This window comes from Rhizobium grahamii (genome assembly GCF_009498215.1).
GTDB lineage: Bacteria > Pseudomonadota > Alphaproteobacteria > Rhizobiales > Rhizobiaceae > Rhizobium > Rhizobium grahamii_A.
The window spans coordinates 2677238-2692605 of sequence record NZ_CP043498.1; the positions used below are offsets into that span (position 1 = coordinate 2677238).

Here is a 15368-nt window from a genome sequence, read left to right on the forward strand (position 1 = left end):
TTTTTCGCGTCACGACTGCAATTATTCATGCCGTAAAGGCATTTGGGGGCACAATCAACAATCTCGAGACTGGGCGGCAACGCATGCCGCCATATGTCTTTTGACAGTCAACTCATAGAGTCCGGGTATATGCAAAGAAATCTGCTGTCCGTTGCCGCACTTCTCTTCGGCACGCTCTTTCTCTTCATGGGTAACGGCCTGCAGGGCATTCTACTTCCCGTACGCGGCAACCTCGAAGGCTATGCAACGACGACGCTCGGTCTGCTCGGCACATCCTGGGCTGCGGGCTTTGTCATCGGCTGCCTCGTCGCGCCGAAACTGGTGCGGCGCGTCGGCCATGTGCGGGCCTTCTCGGGTTTCATTTCCATCATTGCGATCATCGCGCTCGTCAGCGGCATCATCATCCATCCGGTATGGTGGGTCCTGCTGCGCGCCGTGACCGGCTTTGCGACCGCCGGCACATCGATGATCATCGAGAGCTGGCTGAACGAACGCGCCACCAATGAGAGCCGCGGCGCCATTTTCTCGCTCTACATCGCAATCACGCTCTTCGGCGTCATGGCCGGCCAGATGATGATACCGCTGGAAGATGTCCGCACGCCCGTCCTCTTCATGGTCTGCGGCATCTTCTATTGCATTGCCATGCTGCCGACGACGCTTTCGAACGCCGCCTCGCCGCAGCCGCTGAAGGCCGTCAAGCTCGATCTGCCGGCGCTCTATCGCAATTCGCCGGTCTCCTGCTTCGGCATTCTCCTGGTCGGCATCGCCAACGGTGCCTACGGCACGCTGGGCGCCGTCTTCGGCGCCGGCGCCGGCCTCTCCGATACCAGCATCGCCATCATGATGAGCGCCACCATTTTCGCGGGCGCGCTGATGCAGCTGCCGGCCGGCCGCCTTTCCGATCGGATCGACCGCCGCTACGTGCTGGCCGCAATGTCCGCCGTTGCCGCTTTCGCCGGCCTGCTTCTCGCCGTTCTCCACCCCTCCTCTCCAGTCTTCATCATCGGCCTCGTCGTCCTCTATGGTGCGGTTGCCAATACGCTCTACCCGATCGCCGTGGCACACGCGAACGACTACGCCTCGTCGGAGGATTTCGTGAAGGTTTCGGGTGGCCTGCTGCTGCTCTACGGCATCGGAACGATCATCGGCCCGACGATCAGCGGCCCCGTCATGTCGCTGATCAATCCGCACGCCTTGTTCCTGGTCACCGCCATCGCGCATGTGCTGATCACCGCTTACGCCATTCTCCGCAGCCGCATGCGTGCGGCCATTCCCGCAGCCAACCGCGATGCCTATACGACCATCCCGACCGCGACTTCTCAGACCTTGACGCCGGAAAGCATGTCGCTGGCCGATCGCGGGCCCAATAAGGCTCCCGAAACGGGCGAACCTGCGGTAAAGTTCAACTGAGGCAAGCACGGAGGATTGCGTATGAGCTTCACGGATGACGACCGCCCGGTGAAAAAACCGACTCACGAAATCGGCATGGACCTGTCTCTTCTCTCGGTCGATGAGCTCAAGGCACGTGTCGAGCTGCTGAAGGCCGAGATCGGCCGCATCGAAGCGGAAGCGGCGCGCAAGGCGTCGGGAAGACAAGCCGCAGAAAATCTCTTCCGATCCTGATGCGGAGCTACTGCGCTGACCAATTATAGGGCCGGCGCAAGTGTTACTTCGGCACAGACTTAATGGGACGTTAAGCTTTATAAGGTATTACTGTAGCTATCCAGACTTGCTCTGGATTTCAGACAGTTTTCCAAGCGGTGAATTGGTCTGATTTTTCTCCCTGTTTTACCTTGAGAGCCGCCTTTGCGGCTCTTCTTTTTTTACTGCGCTGGGGACGGCTTCCATGAAACTGTGGAAGTTAACCCTTTCTTAAGAAACGCCTTGCGCAATTGGGCTAAAGCTACCATCTTAAAAGCATAAAGACCGGCCAAGGAAACTTTTTCGCTTTGGTCGACGTTACCTGACCATAAGTAGATGCGTGCAACAGGGACTATTTAAATGTCAGAGCTTGGATTGAACACGATCAGTTTTGCAGGTCGCGCTGCCGCATCCTCGCAGTTCAAGACACTGTATTCGGAAGGCATGTCGCTGGTTGAAGAAACCGCCGCCTATCTGGATGGCCAGGGTCGCACAGCATCGAAGGTCTTGCCGCGTATGGCATCGGTTCTTTATGCAGCCGAGTCGATGCGCCTGACCACCCGCCTGATGCAGATGGCCTCCTGGCTTCTTCTGCAGCGCGCCGTCAACAATGGCGAGATGTCGCGTGACCAGGTACTTGCCGAGAAGAACAAGGTTCGCCTCGACGGCTTCAATGTCGACCGCAATGCCCCGGGCTGGGGCGATCTGCCGGAATCTTTCCGCGACCTGATCGAACGCTCGCTGCGCCTGCAGAACCGCGTGGCGCTGCTCGACCGCGAGATCTACCGTCCGGCCGAAGCTGCGATCGTGCCTGACAACCAGAATAGCGTTCAGGCTCAGCTCAGCCTGCTGCAGACGGCATTCGGCAACAATTAAGCCGCTTCGATACGTATTCATGAAACCGGCTGCGCCCCGCGCGGCCGGTTTTCTTTTGCGCACCGTAGGCGTTTACCCAGGCGCTACGCCTTGCCGAGATGCTTCGGCCAGAACTCCTGGTGGACAGCGGCAGCTTCGTCTTCGATGTTCGGGCCATCCACGGCGACAATGCGCGCGCCGGTTTCCAATATTGCCCGGCTTGGAACATTGAGGCCGATCCCGGCGATCTCACCCAGTCGCGTTTCCGAGCACGCAAACACCATGCGCCCGATCCCCGACCAGTAGATCGCTCCGGAACACATCGCACATGGCTCGGTGCTGGTGTAGAGCGTGCAATCCGTCAGGAAGGCGGCATCATACTTCTGGGCAGCCAGCTTGATCAGGTTCAGCTCGGCGTGGTTCGTCATGTCGCGTCCGGTGAACACGCTGTTTTCGGCGCGCAGAATGACTTTCCCGTCCTTGACCAGCACCGAACCAAATGGCTCGTCGCCACGTTCCATCGCGGATTTCGAAAGCGCGATTGCTTCTCGAAGAAACGGCTCGTGGTTTTCCATCCCAGTCCCCTCAAAGCTAGAGCTGAATGATCTTGTCTCGGATCGAACGGATTTCCAAGAGGGAGAACCACGACAAAAAACCCCGCCGAAGCGGGGTTTTCCAAACTCTGCCATCCAGCAGCGCGAATTAGAGGCCGAGGCCGCCGAAACGCTTGTTGAACTTGGAAACGCGGCCACCGCGGTCCATGAGCTGCTGGTTGCCGCCGGTCCAGGCCGGGTGGGACTTGGAGTCGATTTCGAGGTTCATGACAGCGCCTTCAGAGCCCCAGGTCGAGCGGGTCTCGTATTCGGTGCCATCGGTCATGACCACCTTGATCGTGTGGTAGTCGGGATGGATATCTGCCTTCATAACAATCTTCCTGCAAGCAACGTCCAATTTGACGCATCACGTTGCGACAAGAGGACCGATTGAATAAATGAAGCCGCAGTCGCTTATGGCTACGGCTTCCCATTAGGATGCGGTGCCTATACATGAAGGCCATCGGGATAACAAGAGCCATCAGCCGTATTGCACGGCGTTGACGGTGATCGGAGATCAATTGACAGACGCAGTGCAGACCGGCCAGAGAAAGTCCCGCGCTCTCAAGCCTCTCGGCAGATTGACGCCCTACGTCATGCGCTATCGCGGCATGGTCGCCGGGGCGCTGTTTTCCCTCGCTCTCGCCGCCATCACGTCGCTTGCGCTGCCGCTTGCCGTTCGCCGCATGATCGACCACGGCTTCACACAGTCCGACGGCACGTTCATCAACAGCTACTTCGTCATGCTGATGATCATGGCCGTCGTTCTCGCGATCGCCAGTGCCATGCGCTACTTCTTCGTCATCACGCTTGGCGAGCGCATCGTGTCCGATCTTCGGCATGATGTCTTCGCGCATGTGACGCGGCTGTCCCCGTCCTTCTTCGACGTCAATCAATCCGGCGAAATCCTCTCGCGCCTGACGGCTGATACCACGCAGATCAAGTCCGCTGTCGGCGCCACGGCCTCCGTCGCTCTGCGCAACCTGATCCTGTGTCTTGGGGCGATGGGGATGATGATCGTCACCTCGCCGAAACTGTCGAGCCTGGCGCTCGGCGCAATTCCGCTGATCGTCTTCCCGCTGGTCGCCTTCGGCCGCTCCGTTCGCAAGCGCTCGCGTGCCGCGCAGGATACGCTGGCCGACGCTTCGGCCTTTGCCAGCGAGACGATCGCCGCCACGCGGACCCTGCAGGCCTTCGGTGGCGAGGATCTCGCGGCCCAGCGTTATGGCAGCGCCGTCGAGACCGCTTACGGCGCCGCACGGGCTGCCATCCGTTCCCGAGCGCTTCTGACCGGCATTGCCATCACACTAATCTTCGGCAGCGTCGTGGCCGTTCTTTGGGTTGGCGCCCATAGTGTCCTCGCCGGAACCCTGTCGGCAGGCACACTCGGACAGTTTCTGCTCTATTCGGTCATTGCCGCCGGATCGCTCGGTGCGCTTTCCGAAGTCTGGGGCGAGCTTTCCCAGGCAGCCGGCGCGACCGAGCGTCTGAGCGAATTGCTGGATGAGGTACCGGCGATCCGCAGGCCAGCCTCCCCTATCGAACTTCCGGTTCCGGCCCTCGGAAAGGTCGAGTTCGACGACGTTCATTTCGCCTATCCCTCGCGTCCGGAAAGATCGGCGTTGCACGGCCTTGATTTCGAGGTGCGGCCCGGCGAAACGGTCGCAATCGTCGGCCCCTCAGGAGCCGGCAAGACTACGGTCTTCTCGCTGCTCCTGCGCTTCTACGACCCCTTGCAGGGCGCCGTGAAAGTCGATGGCGTCGATGCTCGACAGGTCGATCCGGAGGCGCTGCGCAAGCGCCTCGCCATCGTGCCTCAGGACGTGACGATCTTCGCAGCCTCGATCCATGACAACATCGCCTTCGGACGCCCGGATGCTACCCGCGAGGAGGTTCGTGCGGCCGCGATCGCAGCGCAGGCCGACGAGTTCGTGCACCGTCTCGAGCAAGGGTACGACACGGTCGTCGGCGAACGCGGCATCATGCTGTCAGGTGGCCAGCGTCAGCGCATTGCGATCGCCCGCGCGATCCTGAAGAACGCACCGATCCTGCTCCTCGACGAGGCGACATCGGCGCTCGATGCCGAAAGCGAAACGCTGGTGCAGAAGGCCCTCGATCGCCTGATGAGCGGCCGCACCACGCTGATCATCGCGCACCGACTGGCCACGGTGTTGAAGGCCGATCGCATCCTTGTGCTCGATCAGGGCCGTGTCGTCGAAGAGGGCACGCACGAAAGCCTGATCCGTCACGGCGGCATTTACGCCAAGCTCGCCAAGCTGCAGTTCGACGCGGGCGCCGAGGCGTTACTGGCGGCTGCAAAGTAAGGCGGTTTCCTCGCGCGTCCCCCTGCCCGGCACCCCCGTACGGTTGCGAGAGGTTTTAACTATTGCGTGCATATTGACATAATGCACGCAATAGTTACACTTCATTCTCGATCAAACCCAGACTCTTACAGAGGGAGATTGCCGGATGGCCTCGATCAGCTTTGCCGAAATTCTTGTGGCGCTCGTCGCCATCGCAGTCGTCGTCTCCATGCTGCTTTTCTATCGGTCGCTGCGAGAGGCCGATACCTGGTCGCTGACCGACGCGCTTTCGGAAGATGTCGTGCTCACCAAAACCGACGATCAAGGCAATCCGGTCGACGCATCGGGCAACGCGCTGTTGGCGGGCACCCCGCCCTTGACCGTAACGGTGATGAAGGCGAGTTCCAGCCGCTTCATCGCGATGATCGGAACGGTTGCGATTCTCATGCTCTATGTCGGCTTCGGCCTCGCCTGCCTATATCGCTTTACCAATCTCGGCGTCATTCCCGACATGTCGCAAGGCTCGAACTTCTTCTATTCCGGCATCGTGCTCTTCGCGCCCTACCTCATCAACAAGTTCTCGTCGGTCTTTTCGATCTTCAAACCGTGAATGAAGCGCGCGGATGCACGAAAGACCGCGCGCATCGCGTTTAAATATCCCGATGGAATAGTTGCATTTTTTGTTTTAGGCTGCGGTTGCAGATTTGCGCAACATCCTGATTCCGGGAGAGAAATCCATGTATAAATTCGAAGTTTATAAGGATAAGGCAGGCGAGTTCCGCTTCCGTTTCAAGGCGTCGAACGGTGAGACCATGTTCAGCTCGGAGGGCTACAAGGCAAAGGCCTCTGCCTTGAGCGCGATCGAGTCGATCAAGAAGAATGCTCCCGGCGCAGACACCGCCGACACCACGAAGGCCGAGTCCTGATAGAAATCAGGGCGGTGCCACAGGCGCCGCCCTTCCTTTCCGTGCCAGCGGAACTCCGCCCGGCCGATGCATCGACCGATGCGCTACTTTTCCGTCAGCTTGAGCTCGATACGGCGATTGGTCGCCCGCGCCTCCGGCGTTTCGCCGGGAGCGATCGGCTGAAATTCCCCAAAGCCCGCGGCAACCAGACGATCCGCAGGCACGCCCTGGCTGATCAGGAACTTCACGACCGAGATTGCGCGCGCCGAGGACAGTTGCCAGTTATCGGCATAGCGTCCCGTGCCGGCAAGCGGAACGTTGTCGGTGTGCCCATCGACGCGCAACACCCAATTGATCTCAGGCGGGATTTCCTTCGCCACATCAAGCAGCGCCATCGCGAGCTTGGCCATCTCCGCCTGCCCGTCCGGATTGAGATCAGCGCCACCCGAAGGAAAGAGCACCTCGGATTGGAAGACGAAGCGGTCGCCGACGATCCGGATATTCTCGCGATCGGAGAGGATTTCGCGCAGCCGGCCGAAGAAGTCCGAGCGGTAGCGATTCAGCTCCTGAACGCGCTGCGCAAGCGCAACGTTCAGCCGCCGTCCGAGATCCGCGATCTTGGTTTGCGACGACTGGTCCTTCTGCTCGGAGGCCTGAAGTGCTGCTTCGACAGCCGCGATCTGGCTGCGAAGTGCTGCGATCTGCTGGTTCAGAAGCTCCACCTGGCTCATCGCCCGGTCGCTCATCTGCTTCTGTTCGTCGAGTTCCTTGGTCAGCGTCCCGACCCGCTGCTGTGCCGCATCCTGGCCGCCGGCACCTGCGGACAGCAGTGCCTGCAGCCGTGAACGCTCGCCTTCGGCGCTGGCCAGAGAAGCCTGGAGATTGGCGATGTTGTCCTCGAGGTCCTGCTTGCTGCCCTTTTCGAGCGCCAGCAGTTGCGTGAGTTCGTTGATCTGGCTGTTCAGCCGATTGAGAACCTCGTCACGCCCGGTGATTTCACGGCTGAGAATGAACTGCCCGACGACGAACACCGTCAGCAGGAACATGATGGCGATGAGCAGGGTCGACAGAGCATCGACGAACCCGGGCCAATAGTCGACAGCGCGCTCGCGGCGGCGGTTGCGGGCAAGCGGCATGGCTTATTTGCCCTCGCTCGTTTCCGCCTGCGGCATGCGCGGTCCGCGCTCGCTGCCACCGCCCGTACTCAGCCGTTCCTGCGAGCCGATGCGCTCGGCAAGACGATCGAGCGTGCGGCGCATCGCCTTGGTCTCGTCCTGCTGTGCCTCGATCCAGTCCCGCAGCATCTGCTGCTCGTTGCGCATGTTCTTGACGAGACCCTGGATACCTTCCGCGAGGCTCGCCATCGCTGCAACCGAGCGCTGGCTGCCGGCGCCGCCTTCTTCGGATACCTTGCGGAGATATTCCGAAAGCGCCCTGACATCGTCAGGCGAGACGCTGCCCTTGCCATCGATGGTCGGCACCGCGACGTCGGAGCCGACGTCCGTCACGGAAGAAAGCCAGTTTTCCAGCTCGACATAGAACCGGTTCTGAGCGCGGCCGGCCTGCAGATCGAGGAAACCAAGGATAAGCGAACCGGAGAGACCGAGAAGCGACGAGGAGAACGCCTGTCCCATGCCTGACAGCGGTGTGGACAGGCCTTCCTTCAGCGCGCCCAGCACATCGGACGAACCGTTGGTGCCGGCGTCGAGCGACTGGATGACGTTGCTGATCGACCCGATGGTGCCGATCAGGCCCCAGAAGGTTCCGAGCAGGCCGAGAAAGACGAGAAGGCCGATGAGGTAGCGCGAAACGTCGCGTGATTCATCCAGGCGGTTGGCGATGGAATCGAGAATGGAGCGAAAGGTGGCGGTCGAGAGCCCCGACGCCTTGCGATTGCCGAGCAGCACGCGCATCGGCGCCAGCAACTTCGGATCGCGGCCCACCTTCTCGACACTGCCGGCTGCGCGAAATGAATTGAACCAGCGCACTTCGGGGCGCAGGGCAAGCACTTGAGCGAAAACGAGGATGATCCCGACACCGAGAACGCCGAGAATGAGCCCGTTGAGGCCCGGATTGTGCATGAAGGCGGTTTGAGCCTGACGGAACAGGATCGCGGCTATGAACCCGACGATGACCAGAAACAGCACCATCGTCCACAGGAACTGCATGGGACTGGAAAGTCTGTAGCTATAGTTGCCAGTGGGTTTTTCGGTCGAACCGAAGTCCGCCACATTCACGTTTTCCATAGTTCCGCTGCCTCCGGCTTCCCTCGCCGCCGGAGACTAGAGCAACATTGTGCCGAATTGAAGTACGCCGAACAGGAAAACCGTGTCTTTACAACAACGATTTAGCGGGAGGGCACCGGCCGCTTGGCAACGTCGAGCAGTGCCTTCTGGATATATTCGTTGCCGGCGACGACGGAACCTGTCTCCAGAATGGACGAACCGCCATCCCAATCGGAGACGTAACCACCGGCCTCGCGGATAAGCAGAATACCGGCAGCGATATCCCAGGCGGACAGTCCGGTTTCCCAGAAACCATCGAAACGGCCAGCCGCAACATAAGCGAGATCGAGCGAGGCGGAGCCGAGACGACGGATACCCGCGACTTCGCCCATCACATGCCGAAGCTCGACGAGGAACTTGCCATGATTGCCACGGCCGAGATGCGGTACACCGCAACCGATCACCGAGTCCGAAAGGACACGGCGCGCGCCGACGCGCAGGCGGCGATCGTTGAGAAAGGCGCCACCACCGCGCTCGGCGGTGTAGAGCTCATCGGTCGCCGGGTTGAACACGACACCGGCAACGATCTCGTTGTTGCGCTCGAGCGCGATCGAGACGGCAAACTGCGGAATGCCGTGAAGGAAGTTCGTCGTACCGTCGAGGGGATCGACGATCCAGCGATGCGCGCCGTCGGTGCCCTTGATCTCCTCGCTCTCCTCGCCGAGGAAGCCGTAGGTCGGGCGTGCCTTCATGAGCTCGTCCTTGACGATCTTCTCAGCCTTGCGGTCGGCGTTGGAAACGAAGTCGCCCGGTCCCTTCACGGAAACCTGCAGGTTCTGCACTTCGCCGAAATCACGCCCCAACGACTTGCCTGCCTTGATGGCAGCCTGAACCATGACATTGAGAAGAGCTGAACGAGCCATTTGAGCACTTTTCCTTGAGCGATAATACGATGCGCGCTGTCAGGGGCGGGTCCCTGATCGCCGGAAGAGGCAGCGCTCGATAAGATTGGCGGCCTCAAGACCACAAAACCGGGAAAATTTCAAGAGGAGACAGACCACGCATCGTTTCACCGCAAGAAATGTCGCGAAATATTCTGGACAGATCGATCTGGAATGACTATCTTCCACTCATGGCACGACACAAGGAATTCGACAGGGACTGGGCACTCGATGCCGCGATCGGCGTCTTCTCGCAGCATGGCTACGAGGGAAGCTCGACCGATGCGCTGCTGACGGCAATGAAGATCAGCCGGCAAAGCATGTACGACACCTTTGGCGACAAGCGCAGCCTCTACCTGCAGGCGCTGAAGCGCTACAACACCGACAGCGTTCTCAGGATCATCGCCGACACGCAGCATGGCCAGAGGCCGCTTGAAGCCCTGGAAGCCGCGCTGATCGCCTTTGCCTCCCGACCGCCTTCGGAGGCATCGAGGGGCTGCCTCGGCGTCAGCGCTATCTGCGAGTTCGGTCGCACCGACGCAGACGTGTCGAGCCTCACCGACAGTGCAGCCACGACACTCGGCAAGGCGATCGGCTCCCTACTCGATGAGGCCCGCAGAACCGGCCAACTTGCACCCGAGATCGATCCGGAAGCCGCCACGCAATTCCTCGGCGCAACATTGTCGGGCATGAAAGTCAGCGCCCGCAATGGGGCAAGTCCGGAAGTGCTGCGCAACATCGCCAGCCTTGCCATTCGAAGCCTTCGTTAACAAGACACGGGATCACCGTGATTTCGTATGTCCAATTATAGACTAAACAGTCCAATAAGGAGAATGACAGTGACAAAACCACTTCACGAAAAGGTCGCGATCGTAACAGGCGGCTCGCGCGGTATCGGGGCGGCGATCGTCCGCAGGCTTGCTGCCGATGGCGCCGCGGTCGCCTTCACCTACGCCAACTCCAGCGAAAAGGCCGATGCCATCGTCGCGGAGATCGAAGGAAGCGGCGGAAAGGCGCTCGCCATCAAGGCCGACAGCGCCGACGCGGCCGCCCTGCGGAAAGCGATCGATCGAGCTGTCGATCACTTCGGCGCGCTCGACATTCTGGTCAACAATGCGGGTATTCTGCTGTTGAACAAGCTGGAGGATTTTCCGCTCGAGGACTTCGACCGGATGTTCGCCGTCAATGTCCGCGCTGTCTTCGCCGGCACGCAGGCTGCGGCGAGGCACATGCATGAGGGCGGCAGGATCATCACGATCGGCAGCGTCGTGGCCGATCGAAGCGGCTTCCCGACATCATCGGTCTATAGCATGACGAAAGGCGCGGTCGCCGCGATGACGCGCGGCCTCGCACGCGATCTCGGCCCGCGCGGTATCACGGTCAACACAATCCAGCCCGGCCCCACGGAGACGGACATGAATTCCGATCCGGCTTCTCATGAAATGCTGAAAGGATTGATGGCACTTGGCCGCCTGGGCGAGGATCGCGAAATTGCCGGCCTTGCCGCCTATCTTGCAAGCCCGGAAGCCGCCTTCATCACCGGCGCCAGCCTGACGATCGACGGCGGCTATCTCGCCTGAGATCGAAAGCCGGCGGCGTGCGCCGCCGGCATCCTTTCAGAATTTCTGCTGGGTAATGAGGACTTCTCGGGCGATCTGATCGAGCGGCAGGATCCGATCCACCCCACCCTTGGCGATCGCCTCTTTCGGCATCCCGAAGACGACTGATGTCGCCTCATCTTGCGCGACGGTATAGGCGCCAGCCTGATGCATCTCCAACATTCCCTTGGCACCGTCGTCGCCCATGCCGGTCATGATGATGCCCATCGCGTTCGAACCGGCGCTGCGCGCAGCCGAACGGAAGAGTACGTCGACGGAAGGACGATGCCGCGAAACCAGCGGCCCCTGCTTGACCGAGACATAATACCGGGCCCCCTGCCTTTCGAGCAGCATGTGCTTGTCGCCGGGCGCGATCAGCACATGGCCGCGCAGCACGGGATCGCCATCGACGGCTTCCTTCACTTCGACTTCGCAGAGCCCGTTCAGTCTCTTCGCGAAGGCAGCGGTGAACTTCTCCGGCATGTGCTGGACGATGACCATGCCCGGCGCATTGGCCGGCAGTGCTTCGAGGAATTCGCGTAGCGCTTCCGTCCCGCCCGTCGAAGCGCCGACGCAGACGACCATTTCCGTGGTCTTCGCCATTGCGCGTCCGGTTGGCGGCGGCAGCATCGCATCAGCCGTCAGTTTCTGCGGCGGCGCTTCCCGGCCCGGCCTCAGGGCGCTCATCGCCCGCCGCATGTTGCCAAGACGGGCATGGGATGCGCTCTTGACCACTTCACGGATGCGCACGGCATCGTCGGCGAGACTGTCGGCAGCGCCGATCTTCGATTTCAGGATGACATCGACGGCGCCCGCCTCCAGGGCCTGCAGCAGCGTCTCGGATCCTGCCTCCGTCAGCGAGGAGCACATGACGACGGGGATGGGCCGCTGCGACATCAGTTTGCGCAGAAAGGTTATGCCATCCATCCTCGGCATCTCGACGTCGAGCGTGATGACGTCGGGAATTTCCTCCTGGATTTTCTTGGCTGCCATGAAGGGGTCGGTTGCCACCCCCATGACTTCGATTTCGGGATCCTCCTGCAGCACGCGGACGAGCGTCTGGCGAACGCTGGCGGAGTCATCGATGATCAGAACGCGTATCTTCTTGCCCATGGGCAACCTTACTTTAAGTGCGCTGGAACACGGTGTTGGAAACCTGCTTCAGCGGCAAGTCGATTCCGGCGATGGACTCGGAGTGACCGATGAACAGGTAGCCGCCGACGGCGAGACGATCGCACAATCGCTTGAGCACGCCCGCCTGCGTCGGCTTGTCGAAGTAGATCAGCACATTGCGGCAGAAGATGATGTGCATGGCTTCGCCGACCGGATAGCTCTCGTCCATCAGGTTCATCCGGGCAAAACCGACCCTACTGCGCAGGAACGGCGAAATCCGGACCTCGCGGCGCGTCGGGCTCTTCGGCACCATGACGTACTTGCGCTGCATGTCGCGCGGCACCGGCTGGATCATGTCTTCGGCGTAGATGCCGAGGCGAGCGGCGTTCAACACGTCGGTACTGAGATCGGTTGCAAGGATCGTGTAGTCGACGTCGTTGCGCGCGCCGGCGAACTCCTCAAGGACCATCGCCATTGTGTAAGGCTCGGCACCCGTGGAGCACGCCGAACTCCACGTCCGGATGATGCGGACGCCGTTCCCGGCCAGCGTCGGCAACGCCGTCTGCTGCATATAGTCGAAGTGGCGGGCCTCCCGGAAGAAGTCCGTCTTGTTCGTGGTCACCGCATCGATCAGATAGACGGTCTCATGCTCGAGCCCGTCCTCGTGGAACAGGAAATCGCAATAGTCGTCGAAGGTCGCGTGGTTGGTCGCCCGAAGGCGACGCCGCAGGCGGCCTTCGAGCATCGTCAGTTTGGTCGGCGGCATCTTGATGCCGCTGTAGTCGTAGATGAATCGGGCAAGCTTATCGAAATTGCGCTTGCTGATCCGATCTCCGATCTGGGTTTCTGCTGCAGCCATACTCATGGATTGATGCTCCAAACGACCGATCAGGCTGCCGATTGCAGGACCGACGCGTCTTCACGCGACAGCAGCCGTGCAAGATCGACGATGACGACGAACCCGCCTTCCCGGCGAACGACGCCGGCGATGTAGTCCGAGCGCCAGCGCACGCCGATGTCGGGCGCCGCCTCGATCTGGTCACGCCGAAACGGCGTGACCTCGAAGACACGATCGGCAACGAGGCCGAGCGTCAGAACCCTGCTTTCCATCGGTACGTCGAGGACGAGAACACGCGTGTGGGGCGTGGGCACCGTCTTCGACATGCCGAGTTTCAGCCGAAGGTCGATCGTCGGCACGCCCTGGCCGCGCACGTCGCGAAGGCCAAGGAGATAGTCAGGACCGTTCGGAATCTTGAATGCTTCCGCATAGTCGAGAATTTCCCGAACCACCTCTACCGGCACGGCGAAGGTCTCATCGCCGAGGCTGAAGGTGACGAACTGCGCTTCCAGGGATGCCGTTGCCATATTATGCGCTTTCCTTGAAATCGGCGTCGCTGTCGTCAGGACCGCCCATGGCCAGATCAAGTGCAAAGCCCTTTGCCCGGGCCTGCTGAACCGAAACCGTGTTCGCAGCCGGTGCCTTGCTTGCCGGCTTGCGCGCGGCGGGAGCCGGACTGCGAACGCTGACGCGTGCTGCAGGGCTGCGGCTTGCACGGCTGCCTGCCATGTCGACCTTGAAGAAGGCGATCGACGTCTGCAGCTCCTCGGCCTGGCTTGCCAGTTCTTCCGAGGTCGCCGACATCTCTTCCGAGGCACCGGCGTTCTGCTGGGTCACCTTGTCAAGCTGCTGGATCGCTTCGTTGATCTGCGAGGCACCGATGTCCTGCTCGCGGCAGGCCGCGCTGATCTCGGAAACCAGTTCCGCGGTCTTGCGGATATCCGGAACGAGGCGGCCGAGCATGTCGCCGGCATCGCTTGCTGCCTTGACGGTATCGCCCGACATGGCGCTGATCTCGGCGGCAGCCGACTGGCTACGTTCAGCCAGCTTGCGGACTTCCGAGGCAACGACCGCAAAGCCCTTGCCATGTTCACCGGCACGAGCGGCTTCGACGGCAGCGTTCAGAGCCAGCAGATCGGTCTGACGAGCAATTTCCTGGACGATGCTGATCTTCTCGGCGATCGTGCGCATGGCGTCGACCGCGCGGGAAACGGCTTCGCCGCTTGCCTCTGCATCCTTGGCGGACTGGCGCGCGATCTTTTCCGTCTGTGCGGCGTTGTCGGCGTTCTGCTTGATGTTGGAAGCCATTTCCTCCATCGCGGCAGACGCTTCTTCAGCCGAGGCAGCCTGCTCCGTTGCACCCTGCGAGACCTGCTCCGAGCTAGCGGAAAGCTCCTGGCTACCGGCAGAGACGTTCTCGGCGGCCGAAAGCGCATCGGCAACGACGCCGCGAAGACGTTCGACCATCTGCTCCAGCGCGAGGCCGAGCGTGTCCTTGTCGGAGAGCGGCTTCGGCGAAACCGTCAGATCGCCGTTGGAGATCTGGTTGGCGATACCGGCGGTGATGCGCAGGTTGCCGGTCATCGTCGACATCGCGTTGACGAGATCGCGGATTTCATCGTTGCTCTTGTGTTCGATGTTCTGATCGAGGTCACCGATGGCAACGGCGTCGGCAAGATTGACGGCACGCTTCAGACCGCGGGAAATGTTGAGCGAAATCCAGGTCGCGCAGCCGAGCGAGAAGACGATCAGCACGATGGTCATGGAAACGAGGATGAAGCGCGAGTTGGCGTACTGAACGTCGGTTGCCTGGTCGGTCTCCTGGACATTCCCGGAGATCGTCTCGGTCATGTCTTCCATGACCTTGAGCGCCTTGTTCATGACATCACGGCCTTCGTGCATCGTCAGCGAGGTCGCATGGGCGTTCGATTCCGTCGTGTTCTGCGTTGCAAGATCGGCGATCTGCTTCTGGATCGGCGCATACTGCTCATAGAGCGACTTGAACTGCGCTGCCTGGTTGCGCACGTCAGGATCGGCAGATCCCGCAAGCTTCTCGGTCAGCGCCTGGATATCGGCCTGCCGGCTGAGGAGCGACTTTACGAAGTCGGCGATTTCGCTCGGCTCTGTGTTCAGGATCGCATTCTTTTCGGCACGAACCGTGCCGTTGAACATCTCGCTGAGCGAGACGACGTTCTTGAGGTCGGCGATCGGTTCGTCGACCATTTCGGTAATAGCCGAGTTCAACGAGGAGAGATTGTAGATTGCGAGGCCCGCCATCGTTCCGCTGAGCAGGATGACGGCGGCAAAAACCAACGCAAGCTTTAGCTTGATTGTTAGGCGCATGAGTAGACTCCAG

The 15368-nt window shown here is 60.8% G+C and carries 17 protein-coding genes; 8 read left to right on the top strand and 9 right to left on the bottom strand.

Going from position 1 to position 15368, the window contains the following annotated elements; genetic code table 11:
- Positions 1–129: 129 nt before the first annotated feature.
- The 3 genes from FZ934_RS12945 to FZ934_RS12955 all read left to right on the top strand — a co-directional run bounded on the left by FZ934_RS12945 (position 130) and on the right by FZ934_RS12955 (position 2517).
- Positions 130–1410, top strand: coding sequence for an MFS transporter (locus FZ934_RS12945; protein ID WP_153271395.1), 1281 nt, complete (start codon positions 130–132; stop codon positions 1408–1410).
- A gap of 21 nt (positions 1411–1431) precedes the next feature.
- Positions 1432–1623 carry a DUF1192 domain-containing protein gene (locus FZ934_RS12950; protein ID WP_153271396.1) on the top strand — a complete coding sequence of 64 codons (192 nt, stop codon included), beginning with the start codon at positions 1432–1434 and terminating at the stop codon, positions 1621–1623.
- A 378-nt stretch (positions 1624–2001) separates the two neighbouring features.
- Positions 2002–2517, top strand: a complete 516-nt coding sequence (locus FZ934_RS12955) for a DUF1465 family protein (protein WP_153271397.1) — start codon at positions 2002–2004, stop codon at positions 2515–2517.
- Positions 2518–2600: 83 nt separating this feature from the next.
- Here FZ934_RS12955 and FZ934_RS12960 read toward each other — a convergent pair whose 3' ends face one another.
- Complete coding sequence (locus FZ934_RS12960) at positions 2601–3071, bottom strand: nucleoside deaminase (protein WP_153271398.1); 471 nt, start codon at positions 3069–3071, stop codon at positions 2601–2603.
- Positions 3072–3198: 127 nt separating this feature from the next.
- Positions 3199–3420, bottom strand: a complete 222-nt coding sequence (gene rpmE / locus FZ934_RS12965) for a 50S ribosomal protein L31 (protein WP_007527409.1) — start codon at positions 3418–3420, stop codon at positions 3199–3201.
- Positions 3421–3610: 190 nt separating this feature from the next.
- On the opposite strand from rpmE, the gene FZ934_RS12970 reads away from it, so the two are divergent.
- The 3 genes from FZ934_RS12970 to FZ934_RS12980 all read left to right on the top strand — a co-directional run bounded on the left by FZ934_RS12970 (position 3611) and on the right by FZ934_RS12980 (position 6318).
- On the top strand, positions 3611–5413 hold the full coding sequence (locus FZ934_RS12970) for an ABC transporter transmembrane domain-containing protein (RefSeq protein ID WP_246737802.1): 1803 nt from the start codon (positions 3611–3613) through the stop codon (positions 5411–5413).
- 145 nt (positions 5414–5558) lie between these two features.
- On the top strand, positions 5559–6002 hold the full coding sequence (locus FZ934_RS12975) for a hypothetical protein (protein WP_153271399.1): 444 nt from the start codon (positions 5559–5561) through the stop codon (positions 6000–6002).
- A gap of 127 nt (positions 6003–6129) precedes the next feature.
- Positions 6130–6318, top strand: coding sequence for a YegP family protein (locus FZ934_RS12980; protein WP_056820804.1), 189 nt, complete (start codon positions 6130–6132; stop codon positions 6316–6318).
- An 83-nt stretch (positions 6319–6401) separates the two neighbouring features.
- On the opposite strand, the gene FZ934_RS12985 is transcribed toward FZ934_RS12980, so the two are convergent.
- The 3 genes from FZ934_RS12985 to FZ934_RS12995 form a co-directional block, all read right to left on the bottom strand.
- A complete protein-coding gene (locus tag FZ934_RS12985; protein WP_153271400.1) occupies positions 6402–7433 on the bottom strand; it encodes a peptidoglycan -binding protein in 1032 nt (343 codons plus the stop codon).
- 3 nt (positions 7434–7436) lie between these two features.
- Positions 7437–8543 carry a flagellar motor protein MotA gene (locus FZ934_RS12990; RefSeq protein WP_153271401.1) on the bottom strand — a complete coding sequence of 369 codons (1107 nt, stop codon included), beginning with the start codon at positions 8541–8543 and terminating at the stop codon, positions 7437–7439.
- 101 nt (positions 8544–8644) lie between these two features.
- On the bottom strand, positions 8645–9445 hold the full coding sequence (locus tag FZ934_RS12995; RefSeq protein ID WP_153271402.1) for an inositol monophosphatase family protein: 801 nt from the start codon (positions 9443–9445) through the stop codon (positions 8645–8647).
- Positions 9446–9654: 209 nt separating this feature from the next.
- Here FZ934_RS12995 and FZ934_RS13000 point away from each other — a divergent pair, with 209 nt between their 5' ends.
- Both FZ934_RS13000 and FZ934_RS13005 read left to right on the top strand, forming a co-directional pair.
- Positions 9655–10233 (top strand): TetR/AcrR family transcriptional regulator, encoded by a 579-nt coding sequence (locus FZ934_RS13000; protein WP_153271403.1) that lies wholly within the window; start codon positions 9655–9657, stop codon positions 10231–10233.
- Between the two features lie 63 nt (positions 10234–10296).
- Positions 10297–11043, top strand: a complete 747-nt coding sequence (locus FZ934_RS13005) for a 3-oxoacyl-ACP reductase family protein (protein ID WP_432443582.1) — start codon at positions 10297–10299, stop codon at positions 11041–11043.
- 36 nt (positions 11044–11079) lie between these two features.
- Here FZ934_RS13005 and FZ934_RS13010 read toward each other — a convergent pair whose 3' ends face one another.
- The 4 genes from FZ934_RS13010 to FZ934_RS13025 are packed head-to-tail and all read right to left on the bottom strand — an operon-like array spanning position 11080 to position 15355.
- A complete protein-coding gene (locus tag FZ934_RS13010; protein WP_153271405.1) occupies positions 11080–12174 on the bottom strand; it encodes a protein-glutamate methylesterase/protein-glutamine glutaminase in 1095 nt (364 codons plus the stop codon).
- A gap of 13 nt (positions 12175–12187) precedes the next feature.
- Positions 12188–13039, bottom strand: a complete 852-nt coding sequence (locus FZ934_RS13015; protein WP_113360816.1) for a CheR family methyltransferase — start codon at positions 13037–13039, stop codon at positions 12188–12190.
- A 23-nt stretch (positions 13040–13062) separates the two neighbouring features.
- On the bottom strand, positions 13063–13539 hold the full coding sequence (locus FZ934_RS13020) for a chemotaxis protein CheW (RefSeq protein ID WP_153271406.1): 477 nt from the start codon (positions 13537–13539) through the stop codon (positions 13063–13065).
- A 1-nt stretch (position 13540) separates the two neighbouring features.
- Positions 13541–15355 (bottom strand): methyl-accepting chemotaxis protein, encoded by a 1815-nt coding sequence (locus FZ934_RS13025; protein WP_153271407.1) that lies wholly within the window; start codon positions 15353–15355, stop codon positions 13541–13543.
- Positions 15356–15368: the final 13 nt, after the last annotated feature.